The organism is Pedobacter sp. GR22-6, from assembly GCF_037402555.1.
Taxonomy (GTDB): domain Bacteria; phylum Bacteroidota; class Bacteroidia; order Sphingobacteriales; family Sphingobacteriaceae; genus Pedobacter.
Window position 1 is genome coordinate 124,996 of the sequence record NZ_JBBEUC010000002.1, and the last position, 20,327, is coordinate 145,322.

Annotated in this window: 18 protein-coding genes; 11 read left to right on the forward strand and 7 right to left on the reverse strand. The window is 45.2% G+C overall.

What is annotated here, in order from left to right; genetic code table 11:
• Positions 1-38: 38 nt before the first annotated feature.
• Positions 39-551, forward strand: a complete 513-nt coding sequence (locus WAE59_RS08120) for a plastocyanin/azurin family copper-binding protein (protein WP_337855452.1) — start codon at positions 39-41, stop codon at positions 549-551.
• A gap of 68 nt (positions 552-619) precedes the next feature.
• Positions 620-1,714, forward strand: a complete 1,095-nt coding sequence (locus WAE59_RS08125; protein WP_337855453.1) for a serine hydrolase domain-containing protein — start codon at positions 620-622, stop codon at positions 1,712-1,714.
• A 33-nt stretch (positions 1,715-1,747) separates the two neighbouring features.
• Here WAE59_RS08125 and WAE59_RS08130 read toward each other — a convergent pair whose 3' ends face one another.
• Positions 1,748-1,948 carry a helix-turn-helix transcriptional regulator gene (locus tag WAE59_RS08130; RefSeq protein WP_337855454.1) on the reverse strand — a complete coding sequence of 67 codons (201 nt, stop codon included), beginning with the start codon at positions 1,946-1,948 and terminating at the stop codon, positions 1,748-1,750.
• On the reverse strand, positions 1,945-2,394 hold the full coding sequence (locus tag WAE59_RS08135) for a hypothetical protein (RefSeq protein ID WP_337855455.1): 450 nt from the start codon (positions 2,392-2,394) through the stop codon (positions 1,945-1,947). The genes WAE59_RS08130 and WAE59_RS08135 overlap by 4 nt, the downstream gene beginning before the upstream one ends.
• Before the next feature lie 173 nt (positions 2,395-2,567).
• Here WAE59_RS08135 and WAE59_RS08140 point away from each other — a divergent pair, with 173 nt between their 5' ends.
• Positions 2,568-3,488 (forward strand): DUF6263 family protein, encoded by a 921-nt coding sequence (locus WAE59_RS08140; protein WP_337855456.1) that lies wholly within the window; start codon positions 2,568-2,570, stop codon positions 3,486-3,488.
• A 65-nt stretch (positions 3,489-3,553) separates the two neighbouring features.
• Here WAE59_RS08140 and WAE59_RS08145 read toward each other — a convergent pair whose 3' ends face one another.
• Genes WAE59_RS08145 through WAE59_RS08165 form a run of 5 tightly spaced genes read right to left on the reverse strand, consistent with a single transcriptional unit; the run spans position 3,554 to position 11,082 of the window.
• Positions 3,554-4,759, reverse strand: a complete 1,206-nt coding sequence (locus tag WAE59_RS08145) for a TlpA disulfide reductase family protein (protein WP_337855457.1) — start codon at positions 4,757-4,759, stop codon at positions 3,554-3,556.
• Between the two features lie 21 nt (positions 4,760-4,780).
• Positions 4,781-5,821: a DUF4465 domain-containing protein gene (locus tag WAE59_RS08150; RefSeq protein ID WP_337855458.1), complete on the reverse strand. Its 1,041-nt coding sequence runs from the start codon at positions 5,819-5,821 to the stop codon at positions 4,781-4,783.
• Positions 5,822-5,828: 7 nt separating this feature from the next.
• A complete protein-coding gene (locus WAE59_RS08155; RefSeq protein ID WP_337855459.1) occupies positions 5,829-7,307 on the reverse strand; it encodes a RagB/SusD family nutrient uptake outer membrane protein in 1,479 nt (492 codons plus the stop codon).
• On the reverse strand, positions 7,304-10,735 hold the full coding sequence (locus WAE59_RS08160; RefSeq protein ID WP_337855460.1) for a SusC/RagA family TonB-linked outer membrane protein: 3,432 nt from the start codon (positions 10,733-10,735) through the stop codon (positions 7,304-7,306). Before WAE59_RS08160 ends, WAE59_RS08155 begins: the two co-directional genes overlap by 4 nt.
• Before the next feature lie 59 nt (positions 10,736-10,794).
• Positions 10,795-11,082, reverse strand: coding sequence for a hypothetical protein (locus WAE59_RS08165; RefSeq protein WP_337855461.1), 288 nt, complete (start codon positions 11,080-11,082; stop codon positions 10,795-10,797).
• 158 nt (positions 11,083-11,240) lie between these two features.
• On the opposite strand from WAE59_RS08165, the gene WAE59_RS08170 reads away from it, so the two are divergent.
• The 8 genes from WAE59_RS08170 to WAE59_RS08205 all read left to right on the forward strand — a co-directional run bounded on the left by WAE59_RS08170 (position 11,241) and on the right by WAE59_RS08205 (position 20,055).
• Positions 11,241-14,369 carry a glycosyl hydrolase gene (locus tag WAE59_RS08170; RefSeq protein WP_337855462.1) on the forward strand — a complete coding sequence of 1,043 codons (3,129 nt, stop codon included), beginning with the start codon at positions 11,241-11,243 and terminating at the stop codon, positions 14,367-14,369.
• Positions 14,370-14,462: 93 nt separating this feature from the next.
• Positions 14,463-15,164 carry an SGNH/GDSL hydrolase family protein gene (locus tag WAE59_RS08175; protein WP_337855463.1) on the forward strand — a complete coding sequence of 234 codons (702 nt, stop codon included), beginning with the start codon at positions 14,463-14,465 and terminating at the stop codon, positions 15,162-15,164.
• Positions 15,165-15,205: 41 nt separating this feature from the next.
• A complete protein-coding gene (locus tag WAE59_RS08180) occupies positions 15,206-16,525 on the forward strand; it encodes an alpha/beta fold hydrolase (RefSeq protein WP_337855464.1) in 1,320 nt (439 codons plus the stop codon).
• A 53-nt stretch (positions 16,526-16,578) separates the two neighbouring features.
• A complete protein-coding gene (locus tag WAE59_RS08185; RefSeq protein WP_337855465.1) occupies positions 16,579-16,944 on the forward strand; it encodes a response regulator transcription factor in 366 nt (121 codons plus the stop codon).
• Between the two features lie 256 nt (positions 16,945-17,200).
• Positions 17,201-17,803, forward strand: coding sequence for a hypothetical protein (locus tag WAE59_RS08190; protein WP_337855466.1), 603 nt, complete (start codon positions 17,201-17,203; stop codon positions 17,801-17,803).
• 51 nt (positions 17,804-17,854) lie between these two features.
• Entirely contained in the window at positions 17,855-18,352 is a 498-nt protein-coding gene (locus WAE59_RS08195; RefSeq protein WP_337855467.1) for a phosphoheptose isomerase, read from the forward strand.
• The gene (locus WAE59_RS08200) at positions 18,352-19,080 is read left to right on the forward strand and encodes an acyl-CoA desaturase (RefSeq protein ID WP_337855468.1); all 729 of its coding nucleotides are present in this window, start codon (positions 18,352-18,354) and stop codon (positions 19,078-19,080) included. Before WAE59_RS08195 ends, WAE59_RS08200 begins: the two co-directional genes overlap by 1 nt.
• Before the next feature lie 111 nt (positions 19,081-19,191).
• Positions 19,192-20,055 (forward strand): flagellar motor protein MotB, encoded by an 864-nt coding sequence (locus WAE59_RS08205; protein ID WP_337855469.1) that lies wholly within the window; start codon positions 19,192-19,194, stop codon positions 20,053-20,055.
• Positions 20,056-20,327 lie beyond the last annotated feature (272 nt).

The window sequence follows — 20,327 nt, forward strand, 5'->3', positions numbered from 1 at the left end:
GACGGGAGGAATACAACACATAAACAAAAACAAAAAAAATGAAAACATCAATCAACGTCCTGGCTTTCTTATTAGCCGCCACAACAATTGTATCATGCGGTAGCGAAACAAAACAGGAAGAAAAAAAGGACACCATTGCAGCAGCAACTACAGAAACTGCAGCTCCTGAAGCAACTACTACTGAACTGGTATTGGCTGGTAATGACCAGATGAAATACAGCACAAATGAATTGAAAGCTGTAGCTGGAAGCCCAATCAAATTAACTTTCAAACACATCGGTACTATCGGTAAAGAGGCGATGGGTCACAATGTAGTGATCCTGAAACCAGGTACTGATGCAGCAGCCTATGCAGCAAAAGCACTGGAAGCAAAAGCTACTGACTATATCCCTGCTTCTGAAGCAGCTTCAGTTGTTGCGCACACTAAACTTTTAGGCGGTGGTGAAGAAGATGTGATTGAATTTACCATTACTGAAAAAGGATCTTATGAGTACATCTGCACATTCCCTGGTCACATCGGCCTGATGAAAGGTGTATTGGTTGTAGAATAATTTTTTATTTATCCAATAGCCCTGATTATGAAAAATGGTCAGGGCCTTTTTATGTCCGGAGGTCTGGTATGAAATTACTTTGTTTCGCGCTTTTGTTTTTCCTTGCACTTTCAGGAAGTGCCCAACAGTTAGCAAAGAGTGCCGATAGTATCCGTGTGGCCAGTGGAATCCCGGAACTCGGTTATGCAGTTTTGAGTTCGGATAGTATCCTGTTGAAGAACGTGATCGGCTATCACCGCTTCGACCGTAAAACGCCTGCCGATCGGGCCAAATCCACGGATCTTTTTCATTTGGGTTCAAATACAAAAGCCATCACTGGTTTTGTGGCAGCTTACCTTGTGGAGCAGGTAAAGATCAGTTGGGGCACAAAGTTTTTTGCACTTTTTCCTGAATTGAGAAAAGAAGCTAACCCTGCATTCTATGACATCACGCTTTCCGAATTGCTGGGGCATCGGGCCTGGATCAAGCCCTATGTCAGTGGAGAAGAGTTTCAGCTGCTGCCTAAATTCTCCGGCAATAAATCTGAGCAGCGCAAGGCCTTCGTGACCTATTTATTGAAGAATGACGCCCTGGCCAGGAATGATCAGCCGTACAATTACTCGAATGCAGGCTACAGTGTGGCGGCATTGATGCTCGAGAAGGCTTCGGGCAAGACCTGGGAACAATTGGTTGCGGAAGTTTTTGGCAAACTTGGCCTTTCTTACCGGATGGGCTGGCCAAATGCAGTAGACAGCGGCCAGCCCTGGGGGCATTGGATTGAAAACGGGAAACTGACTGCGCTGGCCCCAACATCCGATTACAAACTGAATTTTATAGAACCAGCGGGAGATGTAAGTATGAGCATAGGGAACTATGCCAAATTTATACAACTCAACCTGGCTGGCCTAAGGGGCAAAAGCAACCTGCTTAAAGCGGATACCTATACGTACTTGCATTACGGCCACGACAAATATGCAACAGGATGGCTGAACCAGAATGGAACTGGAAAACAGTTGTCAGAACATGCGGGATCTGCAGGTACTTTCTATTGCTATACCCTGATCAATAAAGAAAAAAACCTGGCCTATATTGTTATGGCAAACATCGCAACAGAAAAAGCCTTGAAAGGCATTTTTCAACTGCTGGAAAAGATGATCAAAACTGCAGAAAACCCAAGGCCCTGAAATTCGTTGAATTGGGGGGTCCGGTAAGGTATATTAATCCTCTTCTTCCAGTTCGAAAATCTGCTCTACCGGTACTTCAAATACCCTGGCCATTTTTAAGGCCAGCACGGTTGAGGGTACGTATTTTCCCGATTCTATGGTATTGATGGTTTGCCGGGAAACATTGATGCGTTCTGCCAGTTCAGCCTGGGTGATGTTTTTGATGGCGCGCTGCACACGTAGGTTATTTTTCATCTTCGAGCCTCCCCCCTTTTTAATTTGTACAAACTTAAGTTAAATGTAATGATGAATACGATCAATACGGTCAGTAAATTGTAGGTCATGAAGCTCAGGAACCAGCCCCCGTAAATCAAGAGATTGGCGATAAATAAGATGCTGTAGGACACGAGTACCGACCATTGCCAGGATCTGAGCCGAAGGTAGGAAATGTATTCATCTTCCTTCTTTTCTTTCGAAAAACAGATCATCATCAATCCGAGAATGATGCCTGCACCGACCAGGGTGAGTCCGGAGTCTCCCAAGCTAAACAGGCCCTCTGGCTCCGGAAAGAACTGGATTGTGATCTTTTCCCCAAGCTCAGGGTAGATAATGTTAACAATTACATGCATAACTAGGAATGCCAGAAAGATGATCCAGCCGTATACCTTGTATCTGCTGGCAATGAGTAAGTGATTTTTCATGTTCGTCAATTTTGTTTGATCAAATGTACGGTATTCTTTACATTAATGTCAAGTAAAAAGTATAAAATGTAATGCTTGTTTTACATTTTCTGATGGATCGATTTATCTTGCTTGGATATCATCATGCTTAAATGTACTTTTGAAGAATACAATCAAAATATAAATAACGCTTTATGAAAAATACCTTAAGCATTCTTTTCGCTTTATTACTGTGTACCGCTCTGAATGCACAGACATACAAGATGTCGCTAAACCTGATCAAGGGAAAAGCTTATTATCAAACGATGACTTCATCCATAATGATAAAGCAAGCTGTAGCTGGTAAAGACATGAACATCAACATGGAAATGGTTGGCGGAATTAAACAAACCGTGACCGCTGTAGAAAATGATGTGTATAGTATTGACGTGACTTACCAAAGCATTGCGATGAAAGTCAATAGCATCACGGGAGCAATTGAATTAAATTCTGAAAAAAAGGGTGCGCTGGACAGTACGATGACAGCTATGTTTGATAAAATGAAGAACAAGTCCTTTCAGATAACGATGGATAAGCAAGGAAAGGTATTGGATATCAAAAACCTGGAATCCTTATTTAGCGGGATGTTTGACGGATTAAAGATGCCGGAAGATAAGAAAGAACAAATCAAAACTCAATTGATGCAAGCTTATGGAGATAAAGGCTTCCGTGAGCGGATGCAGGCGATGAGCGGCTTTTTCCCTGGAAAAGCTGTTGCAAAAGGGGATACCTGGACCGCCGAGGGAAAGTTGGAGGGAACGGTTTCTCTGGATATGAAAACGGTCTATAAACTTGAGGAGGTGACCCCGACTACGTATGTCATCAGCTCAACGGCAAGCTTGGGTACAGGGAAGGACAAGTCTGTTTCTACACCGACAGGAATCCCAATGAGTTTTGACATGACTGGTACTTACATCTCAAAGTTCACTTTAGACAGGAAATCGTGCTGGATGCTGGAAGGAAACATCAATCAGGAAATGAAAGGAGCCATCAAAATGGAGAAATCGGAACAGATGCCAGAGGGAATGAGCATTCCGATGGAAGTGAAGGTAGACATGACCATCAAAGGAAGTTAAATCTTTATTAAATATAAAAAGGCCTTCGTTAAATAAAACGAAGGCCTTTTTTGTAGCAGTGGGAGTTAAAATTTAGCCCCGAACTTATTGCCGTAAAGTTCAATCAGTTTTTTATCCATCCACAGTCCCCTCATATTCCTTGTGATGATTTCCCCCTCGGGGCCAACCAATACACATGTAGGGATGCCATTGAAGTTGTAGATCTTGGAGAAATCTCCTTTGAATGCTTTCAGGTCGGACACCTGTAACCAGGTCATGTTTTCCTCTGCAATGGCTTTCAGCCATTTGTCCTTGTCATCGTCCATTGAGATGCTGATTACCTCAAAACCTGCAGGATGATAGATCTCATAGGCTTCTTTAAGGTGAGGAATGTCGGCGCGGCATGGTCCGCACCAGGAAGCCCAAAATTCCAGCAGGGTATATTTACCTTTCCCTACATGGTCAGACAATTTAACCGGATTGCCATCTTTGTCATTGAACGCGAAGTCTACGAATTTAGAGCCTACGGCTGTCTGTTTGATGCTCACTGCTTTTTCCAGCAACGCTTTTCCGCCGGCAGATGCGCGGAGTGCCGGAGAAAGTGCGGCCAAAGTTTCGTCAATTTCTTTGGCATTGAAAGAACCGATGTTCCTTTTGGCTACATACAAAGCTACCGGGCTACTGTTGTTGCTCCTGATGAATTCTTTCACATAGGCTGTCGCAGCAGCTTTGGCCAGGTCGATGTTTTCCACCAATTTGATCCCTTCTGAGATGGGACCTTTTTCTTTCCCTTTTCCGGGATTCAAGTAGGCGATGTAGGCGTCGAAGGCTTTACTGCTTGCCGATTTCAGCGGCTCATAGGTAGCCGAATATTTCAGGAAAAGGTCATGTGATGCAGAGCCCTTGACTTTGATCTTTTCATAAGGAAAGCCACCGCTGTACAGTGCTTCCAGTTCTGTAGCATTGGTGTCTAAGCCCGCGACTACACTGATCTTTGCGTTTTCAACGAATACAGGAATGATGGAGGAGAAACGTTGTTTTTCCAGCCTGTTGAAAACCAGGTTGTAGAATTGTGGATAAGGTACAGCACCTTTGAATTCGAAATTGCCGTTTTTCACAACTGCACTGTCCAGAGCTTTGCCGGGAGTATCTTCCGATCTCAAATATACTTTTCTGCCGTCCGCAGTTTTGGGTACGCTCACACTGATGGTGTAGCCTCCTTTAGTCTGGGCGCTGACCTGAAGCGTGGCGGTCATGGCCAGGAGTGTGTAAAGTAATGTAATTGGTTTCATAGCTTATTTTTTGGTTAATGATTATTTTCTGAGTCTGATACCATCTAAGCAGAAGTAAGGTGGAATCAGCATTTTACCTGTTCCGTCGGTATATGAGGAGGAGAGGCTAAAAACAACTCTGCTTACTGTACCAAGTGCTGTGAGGTCTACTTTAGACCAGTTGAAGGCTACATAATTAAATGTCGGGTTTGCCGGGTCTACGTTGGGGCGGATGGCCAACCAATAATCTACGCTTCCTGTTGCGGTGGTACCATTATAACCTTTTACCGTCAGCTTGACAAAGCCTTTGGAAAGGGCAGCTGATGCTGCAGTGGAGGCTGCCTGCGCCTCAGCTTGTGTTTTTCCCTGTTGTATAGCTGCATTATAAGCTGCATCTCCGGCCGCCTTTTTGGCCAGAAGTTCATCACCTGCCAGGCGGATCAGATTTTGTCCGCCGGGGCCTGGTAAGGTAAACCTTCCATACATTGTGGTAGCAGGATTGGCAATATTGATGTTTTTTACCTTAGTCCCACCTATGGTGTAAGCCTGCGTGTTGGCGTCGAGCGTACCAGAGTAAACAGATCCATAGGTCTCCAGCAGGTAGTTATAGCTTGTATTTGCTACAAGGACATGCTCTACAACCGTAGGTTTGTCGAGCGTAAAAGAAGCATCTTCGTCTTTTACAGAGGCCACGAGGAAGTTATTCGTTTGATTGGTCGTGGTCGTATATACGCTGAAAATGCAGGAGTCTACAGCCGATTTGATCTTTGCTGGTGTTAGTCCACCCGCCGGTGGAAAATCCGGACTCAGGCTCCATGGGAAGGATCTCCAGTTTTTATTGGATAGCGCAAAACCCGAGAAAGTGCCGTCGCCATTGTTCTTCACATTAAGCGTAACTACGCCCGTTTTTTCATTTCCGGATTTGAAAGGTGCGGTGGGTATATTGAAAGTGAATGTGCCCAGGCTCTGATCCTCAAAAGTGATGTCTTCCGGGTATGGGATCAGGATTTTATTGTCCTTTTCGCAGGATAAAAGCGCGATGCTGCAAATTGCGAACAGCATGATGATGATGTTTTTGTTCATTGCTATTTTAATTTAAATCCGGATTCTGTTGCATTAATGGGTTATTGATCATCTCAGGATCGGGTATCGGTCGGCAAAGTTTATTGACTTCGAGCACTTTTCCATTCTTAATGGCTACGATCCAGGGTTGTCCATCTTTTTGGAAGCGCAATGCTGCAAAAAACTCACTTCCATTTTCCATGAAGGTCTCTGTGACAATCTCCTTAAAGATCATGTCCATCAATTCTGTTTGATTCGCAGGGTTTAGTGCAGGCAATACCGGACTTGTTCTTTTCGAGCGCATCTCGTTGATAGGCGCGATGGCTTGCGCAACTGTTGCACCAGTTCTTGCAAGTAGTTCAGCTTTCATCAGGTACAGTTCCGGGAAACGGAAATAATATGCGGCATATTTCTCGTCGATGGGATTGGCCAGTTTACCTGCATAACTGCCCAGACGTGCAAGCTTTTTGAAGGTGAAACGCATGGTGTTGTCCCAGGTTTCTGCAGCCCTTACCGGACCCGTTACTACCGGCCAGCGCGGATCTGCGCTAAACCAGTCCAGTCCGTATACAAGGCCTGCAGTAGCAACTCCCCCTACAGGAAGTGGAAGTGCATTTCCTCCGATCTGTGAGAGGTAATAAGTATAGTAGTAGCCTCCTTTTGTGGTTCTGGTACCATCATTTTCCAGGTATTTCACGAAAAGATTTTCCTTGGAATCCCAGGCATTCGTATAGACGTCTGCGAGATTGGCCTCCATATTGAAACTTGCAGGGTGGTTGGCCAGTATGTCGTTGACCAAAATCAATGCAGTTTGCAGGTCAGTGGCAGTATTTCTGTAGCCTCCACGGTAGAGCAGTAGTTTGGCTTTTAAGGCTTTTGCAAAATGTTTGGATACATACCTGGGGGAACTGAAGTCAGGTAGATTGGCGATTGCAAAATCCAGATCTTCATAGATCTTAGCATAGCTCTCACCCACAGATATGCGGGCTTTCCTGATGTTTTCAAGCCCAACGACCTCATCACGATAAAGGAGGCCGTAGGCATCGGCATCTTCAGCCCACCAATGGGTATAGTTCCAGAGGAGGTTGGCATTGATCCAGGCCCTTAGACAGCGGCCTTCTGCTACAAGCTGATTTTTAGTGGTATTGTCTACAGCAGATTCAGGAAGCTTAGCGATTCCGTTGATGGCAAAGTTGGCCGCATTCAGGCTTTTATACCAGCTTCCCCAGGTAGAGCTTGCAGTCGTCTGTCTGTAGGACATATCATAATCTACAGTGTTGAACCTCACGAAACCGGCTTTTGATGCCAGTCCGCAATACAATGCGCCGGCCCAGTCATCGTTTTGAAAGGTCGCATACACCCCGCCTACAGCTGCTTTGGCTGTTGCAAGATCTTTTAGTGCATTGACTTCAGTGAGCGAGTGGATGGGTTGGATGTCGAGGTAATGCTTGCATGAAAATGATGTCAAGCCTGTGATTATTAATAGTGTATAAAGTATCTTTTTCATGGCCGATTATTTAAAGGTGAACTTAACTCCCAGGTTGTAGATCTTTGCAGAAGGGTAATAGCTGTGTCTACACCCATTCCTGAGCCTATCGCACTGCTTGACCAGTTGCCCTGCGGATCGAAACCCGGGTATTTGGTGATCGTAAACAGATTGGTCGCCTGGAAGGTGAAATTGACTCCCTGAATCAGCTTGTTGCTGAATATCTTATCCGGCAGCCTATAGCTGATGTTCAGTGCATTTAGGCGAATATAGGAAGCGTCATGAAGGAAAAAGTCGGAAAATGTACCATTGTCGCCATCTCCATAGTGTGTCATCCTTGGCATATTGGCATCATAAGGATTGATCAGGGTAGCGCTTTGTCCCGCGATCAGGTTGCTGTGGTTGTAATTACCTACATAGCCCACATCATCCATCGGTTGTTTCCAAAGCCTTTCGTTTCCATAGGAGTAGGTGAAGGTCGTATTGACCATGAAATTCTTATAGTACATGGTCAGGCCAAAGCCGCCGTATAATTTGGCGTCGGCACTACCCAGTTTTACTTTATCAGCATTGGTGATCACACCGTCGCCATTTTGATCGATGTAGTAAAGATCACCTACATTTTCTGTAGCAGCGCGGTAAAATACTTTGGCTCCCGTAGCATTGGTCTTTTGGAGTGCAATGATCTCTTCCGGACTTACAAAAAGTCTGTTGGCAGTTTGATATCCAAACCATTGACCTGTTCTTTCTCCCTCCTTTACGTTCATATACACGGTGTTTGCACTTGGGAAGTTCAGTTCTTTGGTAATTCCATTGATCTTGAGGATCCTGTTGATGTTGTTTGCCGTATTGAAATCAGCAGTTAAGGTCAGGTCGCTCTTCTTGATCACGTCCACTTTAATGTCAAACTCGAAACCATTGTTTTTCAAAGAGGCAACATTGGAAGTGATGCTGCTTTGTGAAGAGCTTGGAGGAAGTGGCAGGCTATACAAGATTTGGTCGGTGTTCTTCTGGTAGACACCGAATGTACCCCTGATGCGGTCATTCCATAGTCCGAAATCCAGTCCGAAGTCTTTCATGAGCGTCTGTTCCCATTGCAAGGCATTGTTTCCAATAGAGTTTGGTGCAATCGCTGGGTTCTCATTGTAGCGGGATGAGCCAATTCTGGTGATCCAATCGTAATTTCCAAGGTTCTGAGAACCGGCTCTGCCGATGGATCCGCGGAGTTTCAGGTAGCTGACTACTTTTCCGACTGCGCTGTTCTTCAGGAAGTCTTCTTCCGAGATCAGCCAGGCCAGGGCTCCTGAAGGGAAAAGCCCCCATCGGCTGTCTGGTCCAAAGCGGGAGGATCCGTCTCTACGGATGGTACCTGAAATGATGTACCTGTCGTTGAACTTGTAGTGTGCCCTGGCAAACTGAGAGATGAGTGCGTTTTCTGAAAAGACCTCATTTAAGGCGCCGCGTGTGGCGCCGGAACTGAAATCATTCAGGATGTCATCGTCCGGAAAGTTGGTGGCATTCATCGCATAGAGCAATGTGTTATTTTTCTCCATCGAATAACCTGCAAGGGCAGTAATGTCGTGCTTGCCGAAGTTTTTCGCATAGGTCAGCGTGTTTTCCCAAACGCTAGTCTGAACTTTAGGGTTGTTCCAGGTTCTGCTCCCTGTAGTATTGAAAGTACTTCCCTTTCTCATATAATCCAGGTTCTGGGAGTTGTTGTAATTGGCCGTATAGGAGGTCTTCAGGATCAGTCCTTTGATGATCTCGTATTGCAGGTAACCTGTGCCATTAAAGATCTGTCCGTTCCCATTCAGGGTATTCAACAGCGTAGTATAAGGATTTTCCGTATAAGCATCTCTGGTAAACAAGGAGCCATCTGGATTGTATACCGGTATATCTGGACGGATCTGTTTCAGTACGGTCATCATGTAATCCTTATCATTAGTCGTTCTCGAAGAACCACTAAGGTTGAGGCCGAAGCGCAGAGACTTGCGGATGTTTGCTTCCAGGTTGATCCTTCCACCAAAAAGCTTGCTGTCCCCGGTTTTTACAATACCCTGGTTGTTGCTGTGATTCAGGGATACGTAGTAGGCGATATTATCTGTTCCGCCTCGCAGCGAAAGGTCGTGTTGCTGATTGATCGGGTTTTGGGTCATTTCTTTCAGCCAGTTGGTATTTCCTTCGTAATAGGCGCCCGGAAGCACTTTAAAGGAAGTTCTGTCGAACTCGCTGGTATTTAGGTTGAAAAAGGCTTGCTCATCGAGGTACAGGCGGGTAAAATAATCGAATGCACCTCTTCTATAAGCTTCTTCCCTTGCAGCGGCATCAGCAAATCGAATGTATTCAGGGGCTTCCATGTATTTATAGCCATTGAAGTCCTGCTGCATGTAACCCAGCCTGCTGGAGATTTCGATGGTAGGTTTCTGACCAGCGATTCCTTTTTTTGTGGTGACCAGCACAACCCCGTTGGCAGCACGTGAACCGTAAAGTGCCGTTGCTGAAGCATCTTTTAAGATGTCGATGCTCTCTACATCATTCAGGTTCAGGTTGTACAGCGAGTTCATAATGTCTCCGGATAAAGAGTTGGACACGCCGCCTGTAGTGGTGACATTAGTGGAGGAATAATCCGGCACTCCGTCGATGACCCATAATGGCTGGTTATTGCCGGACAGGGATGAAGCACCACGGATCACCACACTGATGGGAGAAGTAGGAGAGGCGGATTGTATGACTACGTTCACTCCGGAAGCCTTACCCTGGAGCAGACTTTGGATGGTCGATCCCATAGGTGCATTTCTCACTTCCTTTTCGCCAAGCCGGGCTACAGATCCCGTTACGTCTTTTGCCTTGGCCGTACCATAGGCCACTACGACCATTTCTTCAAGGTCGGCGACTTCCTGCTCCAATACTACATTAGAGTAGCTTTTTGGTGCTTTAGCCTCCTTCGTCTTGTAGCCGATGAAGGAGTAGACCAGAGTGGCGTTTTCGCCGACATTTCTAAGGATGAATTCACCGTTGGCAGCACTGGCAGTGCGGTTATTCGTTCCTTTTTCCGAAATGTTCACGCCCGATATAGGATTACCTTTCTCATCGACCACGCGGCCCCTGACATCCTCGGCGCGGATATACATGGCTATCCTGTCAATGAAAGATAAAGGACGGTCTTTGATCACTACGGTCATTTCCTCAAGGCTATAGGTCAGGGGCTGATCGGCGAAACAGAGGTTCAATGCTTCTTCAAGACTTACGTTGCTTACATTAATGCTCACACGATTTGCCGCCTTTAGTGATTTGGCGTTGACGATGAAGTCATAGCCGCTTTGCTTTCTGATCTGGACCACGATCTTTTCCAGGGTCGCATTGCTTTCTTTAAGCGTGATCTTCTGGGCAAAACCTGCTGCGCTAACCTGTAGGAGAAAAGTGGTTAGTATGATGATGGTGAGTTTCATAATACGCAGAATTTGGTCAGGGCTGCATAGGAATGCAGTCCTAAATAAATGGTAAAATTTCATACATTTGTTTGGGTTTTGGGTTGTTGATTTTGTTGTTTCCGCAATAAATTTGAAGTAACCCAAACTTTTTTCCAGGCGCCGGCTCTAAACGGTTCCTGGTTTTTTTTGCGGCTGATGCCTTCCCAAATTCCGGCATAGGCGGTCTCCAGCTGTCCGGGTTCGGCCCGGAAGCTTTTATCGGCCAACTCCTTCAGGTGCCAGCTCTCTACAATGGCCTTTTCTTCTGCTGTACAAGTGCCATTGATATATTTTTCTATGATCTCTTTTGCGATATATTTGGTCATAATCTATAGCCTGGTTTGTACCCGGCTCAGTAGTAAGTCGGTTCAGCCTTGTCCAGGTAGTAGAAATATATCAATAAATTTTAACATGACAGCTCATGACAGTTGTCGTGTTGAAATGCTTTAGTTTTAAAATTGACACGAAACAGTAATCCGACCAAATGAAATTATTTTCCAGTTTTTTACTAATTGCCCTTGTCTTGACGCTGCCTGCTAAAAGCCAGCGATTGTCGGGACAAAAATCAGATCCTTTAAAAAATCTTTTTATTCATATCCCTGATACGGTACAGACTTCTGTGTACTGGTACTGGATGTCAGACAATATATCCAAAGCCGGTGTCATCAAAGACCTCCATGCCATGAAAAAGGTGGGGATCAACAGGGCTTTTATTGGCAATATAGGCTATGGCGAGACGCCTTATGGTAAAGTGAAAATGCTTTCTGACGAGTGGTGGTACATCACCCATACCGCTTTGAAGACCGCAACAGAACTAGGTATTGACATCGGAATGTTCAATAGTCCGGGCTGGAGCCAGTCTGGCGGTCCCTGGATAAAACCTGCACAGGCGATGCGTTACCTTAGCGCCACAGATACCGTAGTCAGTGGTGGCAAAAACATCAATACACTACTGAGCAAGCCGGCAGGAGATTTTCAGGACGTCCGTGTGGTTGCTTTTCCTGCTCCTGCCAATCAGGATGCGGATCAGGTAGTGGGCAGGAACATCGTTTTGAAAGCGCAGCATACCACGCTTGCGATCGACATCCCTCAGGCTTTCACCGCCAGAAGCATCACCATTTATCCCGGGCAGCAGGGTATGTATGCTGAAGCAGAATTGATCGTAAAAGACGGTGCCGGCTCGCGTTCTATCAAGAAATTTAAAATAGAACGGAGCAATACGGCACTCAATGTCGGCTTTGATCCCTTCGGTCCGGTTGCCGCTTCGTTTCCAGCAACCACCTCCAAAAGTTTCAGCCTGGTGCTGAGCCATTATAGTCAAAATGTCCGGATCAAAGAGATCAGGTTGAGCGCTGTCCCAAAAGTGGACAGCTACATTGAAAAGACACTGGCCAAGATGTTTCCTTCTCCACTGCCTTACTGGAATGAATACCAATGGCCAGTGCAGGCTGAGGCCACTGAGTCGCGGTTTGCGATAGCACCAGATCAGGTGATCGATATCTCCAGGTACATGGATGCCGCTGGCAAGCTCAATTGGAATGCACCTCCGGGAAAATGGGTCATCATGCGCAGCGGAATGTTGCCCACCGGTGTTTCAAACGACCCCGCATCTCCGGAAGTAACTGGCCCGGAAGTAGATAAAATGAGTGCTGCGCATGTGGCTGCGCATTTTGACAGTTACCTGGGTGAGATTCTTCGAAGGATCCCTGCTGCAGACCGGAAAAGCTTCAAGGTCGCGGTGGCAGACAGCTACGAAAAGGGGGGACAGAACTGGACTGATGGTTTTCTGGAGCGGTTTAAAGCCAGATATGGCTATGATGCGATGGCTTACCTGCCGGTAATGACGGGAAAAGTGGTGGGTAGTCAGGACCAGTCGGACCGCTTTCTATGGGATGTGAGGAGGCTGGTTGCCGATAATGTATCCTATGAATACGTAGGAGGGCTAAGGGAGGTTGCCCATAAAAACGGTTTGAGCATTTGGTTGGAAAATTACGGGCACTGGGGATTCCCCGGGGAGTTTTTACAGTATGGAGGCCAGTCAGATGAGATTGGAGGGGAATTTTGGAATGAGGGTGAGCTTGGCAATATAGAAAACCGCGCAGCTTCATCAGCTGCGCACATTTATGGAAAGAATAAAGTATCGGCAGAATCATTTACAGCAGGTGGACAAACCTATGCCCGTTATCCGGCATTGTTTAAAAAACGGGGCGACAGGTTCTTTGCAGAAGGCATCAACAATACCCTGCTCCATGTCTATTTTCATCAGCCCGATGACCGGATTGTACCCGGCATCAATACCGGTTTTGGCAGTGAATTCAACCGGCACAATACCTGGTTCAATGATTCAGACCTTTTTATCCAATACCTCAAGCGTTGTAACATGATGCTGCAACAGGGTAAATATGTGGCAGATGTAGCTTATTTCATCGGAGAAGATGCACCGAAAATGACGGGCGTAAGAGATCCCGAGATCCCATCCGGTTATTCTTACGACTATATCAACGCGGAAGTCATAGAAAGCCGTGTAAAAGTAAAAGATGGAAAACTGGTCTTGCCAGATGGCATGACTTATAGCTTATTGGTACTGCCTAAACTGGAAACCATGCGCCCGAAGTTGTTGGCCAAAATCAAGGAACTGGTGGCTCAGGGTGCTGTGGTGATGGGGCCGAAACCGAAACGGTCACCCAGTCTGCAGGACTTCGGTGTTGCAGACCAGCAGGTGCAGGGTATGGCCGACGAACTTTGGGGCCAGGGGAAAATCCTCAGCGGGCTGAGCATACAGGAGGCCATGGACAAGATCAAGGTGCTGCCCGATTTTAAGCTGGAGCAATCGGCGCCAGTCGCATTTATACATAGAAAGCTGAGTGACGGCGACCTTTACTTCCTTTCCAATCAAAGTGACCAGGAAATCAGCTTTAATGCCAGCTTTAGGGTGGCAGGCAAGCAACCTGAACTCTGGGATGCGGTAAAAGGAACCACCCGGGCACTGCCCGAATATCAGATAGCGGCCGGAGCCACGACTTTGCCCCTTAGTCTGCCACCTTCGGGAAGTATGTTTGTGGTGTTCAGGGAAAATGCGGGGAATTCAAAGGTCATCAGTAGCAGCAAAAACTTTGCAGCAGCCATTGACCTCAAGGAACTAAGTGGCCCATGGCAGGTTACATTTGACACCCTGATGCGTGGTCCGAAAGCACCGGTGGTCTTTGAGAAATTGGTAGACTGGACGCAGCGCCCGGAAGAAAGCATCAAGTATTATTCGGGAACCGCTTATTATCAAAAGACCTTCAAAGCTGAAAGAAAGCAGAAAGGGCAACGCATCCTTCTGGATCTGGGTAGCCTTACTGCAGTAGCTAAAGTGAAACTGAATGGAGTTGAGCTGGGAGGTGTATGGACTGCACCTTACCAGGTTGACGTTACAGATGCCCTCAGATCCGGAAATAACGTGCTGGAAATAAAGGTGGTCAATACCTGGGTAAACCGGCTCATTGGCGATGCCCGGCTACCTTTGGAACAGCGCAAAACTTCCCTGAGCTATAACCCTTACCGCAGCGACAGTGCGCTGCATCCTGCGGGGCTGCTCGGACCGGTGCTGTTAAAGGCTGTCGCACAGTAAAATTCATCAGCCTTGACTTTCTTTGGGTAATTTTGATAACTTTATTTTTCCTTATCCAGTTGGGATATCTATATCAAGTAAGCGAATTATAAAATGAAGTTGATTCAACATTTAACAAAAAAGAGTTTATACGCAGGTATTGGCCTGTGTTTTATTTTTCTGGCCAGCGCTACAGTTGATGCACAGGAGTATGATGCAAAAAAATATGCAGGAGAAATTAAGGGCTTCGACAAGCGGGACAGCCTGGAAAAAGTAAAGCCAGGTGCCAACCTGTTTGTTGGGAGTTCCACCCTGCGCATGTGGCCTAACATGCAAAGTTACTTTCCAAAAGCGGAGGTGATCAACCGCGGCTTTGGCGGATCCATGTTTGTCGACCTGCTTTATTATGCAGACCGTGCAGTGATGGCCTATAAGCCGGCAAAAGTTTTTATTTATGAAGGTGATAACGACATTGCGCACGGAACCCCGGTGGATGTAGTGCTGAAGCAAGCCAAAGAAATGCGCGAAAAAATAGCCAAAGCACTGCCTGGCGTTCCGGTAGCATTCATCAGTGCTAAACCAAGTGTAGCCCGATGGAACCTGAAGGATAAATACATTGAATTCAACACCCTGTTGAAAGCCTATTGCAAAAAAACCAAAAAGACAGAATTTATAGATGTCTGGACACCAATGCTGGATACCAATGGAGAAGTGTTCAAGCATGTTTTCCTGCAGGATAACCTGCACATGAAACCTGAGGGTTACCAGATCTGGCAAAAAGTAATCAGTCCTTACCTGATCCCGAAAAAGGGCTGATCCGGAACATTTAAAATACCTTAATCCTTAGCAAAAAAAAGATGAAAAAAATATCTGTGCTGTTTTTCGCACTGTTGATCAGCAGTTCCGCATTTTCCCAAAGTGTACTCAACCTTTTGGGCAAGTCGCAGGACTTTTTTAAATTAATGTCAGAAGAGAAATATAATGAGGCCTATGGCTTTTTTGATGCATCCTTTCAGGCCAAAGTTCCGGAAGCCAATCTGAAGGAGATCTGGCTGAAGATCGGAGAGAAGTTGGGTAAATATGAGTCCGGATCTGTAGTCAGCAGTAAATCTGAAGGAGAATATTTTACAGTAGTGGTAGAAGTGGCCTTCACAAATGATGTTCAGCCCTTCCTTTTGGCCTTCAACAAGTCGGAAAAAATGGTAGGTTTCTTCTTGCGGCCCAAAGCGACCGAAGCTGCTTATCTGCCGCCAGCCTATTCAGACACTACTTTATATAAAGAAACTGAAATTCATGTGAAGTCCGGCAAACACAGCCTGGTGGGTTTACTGACAGAACCCAAAAAGGGAACGAATTATCCGATCGTCGTTTTGGTACACGGCTCCGGCCCCAACGATATGGACGCCACCTATGGTCCTAATAAGCCACTCAAAGACATTGCACTTGGTCTGGCTTCCAAAGGTGTAGCTTCGATCCGTTATGTGAAGCGGACCATGCTGTATCCGGTAGAATTCAACGGCGCGTTCACCGTAAAAGAGGAAGTGATGGATGATGCCCTGGCTGCAGTAGCCCTGGCCCGTACCCTTCCTAAAGCCGATAAAAAGCAGATCTATGTGCTTGGGCACAGTTTGGGTGGGATGCTTGCTCCAAGATTTCCCTTACTTGCCCCGGATCTGAAAGGGATCATCATGGTGGCTGCACCTGCAAGAAAGCTGTCTGATATGATCATTGAGCAGAATAAATACCTGTTTGCGCTCAGCAATGATACGACACAGGCCGTTAAGCAGCAGTTGGATACCGTTTTGAAAGAATATTCAAAAGGATACATCAGTAAACTGACTCCTCCAATGAAAGCCGACTCGCTGCTGGCGGGGCTGCCGGCGTCTTACTGGATCGACCTGAACGTAAACAATCAGGTCGCTGCGGCTAAGAAGATCGTAAAACAGCGTGTTTATATTGCGCAGGGCGACAATGATTACCAGGTTACCACTACCGACTTCAACCTTTGGAAAGCTGCCCTGGGTGCAAAAAAGAACGTCACCCTGAAACTCTATCCCCAGATGAACCACATGTTGAGCATACAGCCCGCAAAAAGTACACCTCAGGAGTACCAGGTACATGCAAGTGTTGCAGAAATATTGGTTACCGATATCTCAAACTGGATCAAAGCTAAATAATTGGCAACATTGTTGCTGTTATCATGATCTAAATTAAAATAAAGTAACGAACTATGATCAAAAGAATACATGTACTTGAAGATGATGAGGATATCAGATACATTATTGGAGTTTTGTTAAAGGACGAGGGGTATGAATTACAATTATCATCTTCATTTGCTGAACTAAAAAGTAAACTGAAAGATTCTGTGCCTGATTTATTTATCCTGGATGTGATGATTCCGGATGGAGACGGCACCGACATCTGTACTGACCTTAAAGGTGATCCTTTTACCAAACACATTCCAATTATTGTCATGTCTGCAAATGATCAGAACAAACAAAAAAGCCTGGAAGCTGGTGCCAATGACTACATCAGCAAACCTTTCGATATTGATTATATCGTAAAGCGGATCAATACCCAATTAGCTAAGTCTTAGTATCATCCCTCAATATTACTAAGAGGTTGTTTGAAAGGTTATTTACGCGTGCTGTCATTGGAAATTCTTGACGTTATCTTGAATTCTCAACGTCATCCTGAATTTATTTCAGGATCTCTCTTAAGCAGGCGAAAATAATAGGTTTGAGATCCTGAATTAAATTCAGGATGACGAACACAGCTTTTCAGACAACCTTTTTTTATTTTGTAAATTCTGCGGATGTAATTAACTTGAGTCCTATATCAATTGAACTATCGTGAAAGAATGTGTTATTGGTTTAGTGCCACATGTATTGAGCTTTGTGATCAATGAGCTTTGTAAAAATGCTTTTTTGGTTGCCTATGAAAAGGACCTTTCTGATCTGAAAGGTCTGGTGCCCGCCGATGCCATAGACCCTGATGACTGGGAACTGCTGGAATCTGTAGATGATGAAGTTGTTCAGATCATCCTGACTTCCGTAGACAAGGTAGTGACGTGTATAAAGACTTATTACATGATCAATAACCTTGATGAGCTGGAGACGATGGAAAACGAGGAGTACAACCAGCTCGCGTCCGACAGCCACTATGCGTATATTATGGATTTGGAGAGCAAATCTTACAAAGACCTGCTCATTAACCTAAATACCGTCTATTTCTGCATCACACGATACATTTATCATACGACCATTCAGTTGAGACTGGATGAACCAGATATCCCTGAAGAACTTTATGATGAATTTCTGGAAGTCTATAATGGCAGCTTTGATGAAGAGCTGGTTTCCGAAGACAAAAATATCTCCCTGCTATACGATCTGATACTGGATCTGAGCACTGATTTGGTGAAGATTGATAAATTCTATTGGGAGGGAGAGGAATAGAATTGTAATTTTTCTTAAGTTTGGAGGAATATAAAATATACCCTTATTAACATGTCAGATCAAAAGAAAGAAATATTCGAAGGTGTAGCACAACGCTTAAAGATTGAAGGATTTAATGTCGTAAATCGTGATGAAACTCGTCCATGGGGTGGTTTCTTTGTGATTGATGAAGAACAGGCGCAGCAATTTGCTAACGTTTATTTCGAAGGATTAAATGTAGAAGACCTAAGGATTTCAGGAAAATTAAGCCCGAAGATCCTTATCGTAGCACCGGATACCCGTTTATCATGGCAGTACCACCACCGTCGTGCTGAAATCTGGAGAGTAGTTAACGGTACAGTAGGCGTGATCACCAGTGATACAGACGAGCAGGGCGAAGTACAACAACTTGCTCCGGGACAAAGCATCAAATTGAAACAAGGTGAAAGACACCGCCTGATCGGTTTGGAAGACTGGGGTATCGTTTCCGAAATCTGGCAACACACAGATCCGGCACAACCTTCAGACGAGAGCGATATAGTTAGGGTGCAGGACGACTTTGGCAGATAATGATCATTTTACTATTTTTCATTACCCACTGGTTTTTATCGCTTTTTTCACAGACTTTCTTCCTGCATCGTTATGCATCTCATAAGATGTTTAAGATGAATGCTTTTTGGGAGAAAATCTTTTATACGATTACCTTTTTATCCCAGGGTTCTTCATTTTTGAATCCCCGGGCATATGCGATTCTGCATCGCATGCACCATGCTTTTAGTGATACAGAGAAAGATCCGCATTCCCCGCATTTTGTCAAAGATGTATGGGGCATGATGATCAAGACAAAGAACATTTACCTGAACTATGCCAAATACAATGTGGAGCCCGAAGAGCAGTTCCGTGACAAGTACCCGTCATGGCCGCTAATCGACAAGATCGGAGATTCCTGGATCACCAGATTTGTATTTATTAGCTTTTATGTTTGGTTTTACGTGACTTTTGCAACGGCCTGGTGGATGTTCCTGTTATTGCCGATCCATTTTCTAATGGGGCCAATCCATGGTGCGGTAGTCAATTGGTGTGGACATAAATATGGCTATTCGAATCACGACAATGACGACCATAGCAAAAATTCCCTGCCTTTTGACTTTCTTATGCTTGGTGAGTTATTTCAGAACAACCACCATAAAAAGCCAAATAGCCCAAACTTTGCATCGCGCTGGTTTGAGTTTGATCCTACTTATCCCATGATGAAAGTCATGCATTGGATGCGCATCATCAGGATCAGAAAGACCTGAGCAATGTGAGCTAAAGATAAAAAAAGGCTGATCTGGATCACAGATCGGCCTTTTTTGTTTTGATGGGATTTTATGGCCTGCTATTTGTTTAATGTTAAAAAACAATAAGTTATGAAAACCTACATTTTACCCCTAGCATTCCTTGTTCTGGCTACATTGGGACAAGGATGCGTAAGTAGCAAAAAATACAAGGAACTGCAGGCCAGTTATACAGACTTACAACAAAAATCAAAGGACCTCAATGGTAAATACCAAAGCAGTCAACAGGAACTTTCAGGTTCATCCTCCAGGGTAAAGAGCCTTGAAGAGCAGATCGCATCTGAAAAAGCAAACGTTGCTTCTCTGCAGGAGGCGCTCAACAAATGTCTGAATTCCACCAGTCAGGGAAATGTGAACATATCCAAATTGGTAGATGAGATCAATGCTTCCAATAAATACATCCAACATTTGGTGAATACGAAGAACAAGAGCGATTCACTCAATATGGTGCTGACCAACAACCTGACCCGCTCGCTGAGCAGGGAAGAAATGAGGGATGTAGATGTGCAGGTGTTGAAAGGTGTTGTGTATATTTCTTTGTCGGACAACATGCTTTATAAGTCAGGTAGCTATGAGATATCGGCTACAGCCGGAGCTACGTTAAGCAAGATTGCGAAGATCATTAAAGATTATAAAGACTATGATGTGCTGATTGAAGGTAATACAGACAATGTGCCCATCAATATGGTCAACATCAGAAATAACTGGGATCTAAGTGCATTACGTGCATCTTCAGTTGTGCAGGCGCTTCAAACCACCTATAGTGTAGATCCTAAGCGACTGACAGCCGGTGGCCGTGGGGAATACAACCCGGTTGCGGCCAATGATTCGGATGCCGGGAAAATGAAGAACAGGCGTACACAGATCATCATCACCCCTAAACTGGATCAGTTTATGGATCTGATTGGTAAAGCACCGGATACCAAACCTGATTAATCCTATCGAAATCATTCATGAAAGCAGTTGAGAGATCAACTGCTTTTTTTATGCCATTGTTGGAGCTGGGTTAAGGTTGCCTAGCAGTCTGGCTTAATCTTGGGCTATACTTTCCTTATGGTTGAGTTATCTGGGGATAATTCAATCTTAACTCAATCATATGGCAGATATGACGCAGTAATAGCGCAAAGTACTGCACAGCCTTAACGGTTGGTTAGCGGATTACATCATCGCCATCCGGCTGATGTTTGTGCGGATTTGCCGCTTGGAAG

Bases quoted from the DNA above. Each gene is read 5' to 3' on its own strand.
- WAE59_RS08160 (WP_337855460.1), bottom strand. From the start codon at position 10,735: ATGAAACTCACCATCATCATACTAACCACTTTTCTCCTACAGGTTAGC.
- WAE59_RS08120 (WP_337855452.1), top strand. From the start codon at position 39: ATGAAAACATCAATCAACGTCCTGGCTTTCTTATTAGCCGCCACAACA.
- WAE59_RS08125 (WP_337855453.1), top strand. From the start codon at position 620: ATGAAATTACTTTGTTTCGCGCTTTTGTTTTTCCTTGCACTTTCAGGA.
- WAE59_RS08170 (WP_337855462.1), top strand. From the start codon at position 11,241: ATGAAATTATTTTCCAGTTTTTTACTAATTGCCCTTGTCTTGACGCTG.
- WAE59_RS08165 (WP_337855461.1), bottom strand. From the start codon at position 11,082: ATGACCAAATATATCGCAAAAGAGATCATAGAAAAATATATCAATGGC.
- WAE59_RS08145 (WP_337855457.1), bottom strand. From the start codon at position 4,759: ATGAAACCAATTACATTACTTTACACACTCCTGGCCATGACCGCCACG.
- WAE59_RS08130 (WP_337855454.1), bottom strand. From the start codon at position 1,948: ATGAAAAATAACCTACGTGTGCAGCGCGCCATCAAAAACATCACCCAG.
- WAE59_RS08205 (WP_337855469.1), top strand. From the start codon at position 19,192: ATGAAAACCTACATTTTACCCCTAGCATTCCTTGTTCTGGCTACATTG.
- WAE59_RS08135 (WP_337855455.1), bottom strand. From the start codon at position 2,394: ATGAAAAATCACTTACTCATTGCCAGCAGATACAAGGTATACGGCTGG.
- WAE59_RS08155 (WP_337855459.1), bottom strand. From the start codon at position 7,307: ATGAAAAAGATACTTTATACACTATTAATAATCACAGGCTTGACATCA.
- WAE59_RS08180 (WP_337855464.1), top strand. From the start codon at position 15,206: ATGAAAAAAATATCTGTGCTGTTTTTCGCACTGTTGATCAGCAGTTCC.
- WAE59_RS08150 (WP_337855458.1), bottom strand. From the start codon at position 5,821: ATGAACAAAAACATCATCATCATGCTGTTCGCAATTTGCAGCATCGCG.
- WAE59_RS08195 (WP_337855467.1), top strand. From the start codon at position 17,855: ATGTCAGATCAAAAGAAAGAAATATTCGAAGGTGTAGCACAACGCTTA.
- WAE59_RS08140 (WP_337855456.1), top strand. From the start codon at position 2,568: ATGAAAAATACCTTAAGCATTCTTTTCGCTTTATTACTGTGTACCGCT.
- WAE59_RS08175 (WP_337855463.1), top strand. From the start codon at position 14,463: ATGAAGTTGATTCAACATTTAACAAAAAAGAGTTTATACGCAGGTATT.
- WAE59_RS08185 (WP_337855465.1), top strand. From the start codon at position 16,579: ATGATCAAAAGAATACATGTACTTGAAGATGATGAGGATATCAGATAC.
- WAE59_RS08200 (WP_337855468.1), top strand. From the start codon at position 18,352: ATGATCATTTTACTATTTTTCATTACCCACTGGTTTTTATCGCTTTTT.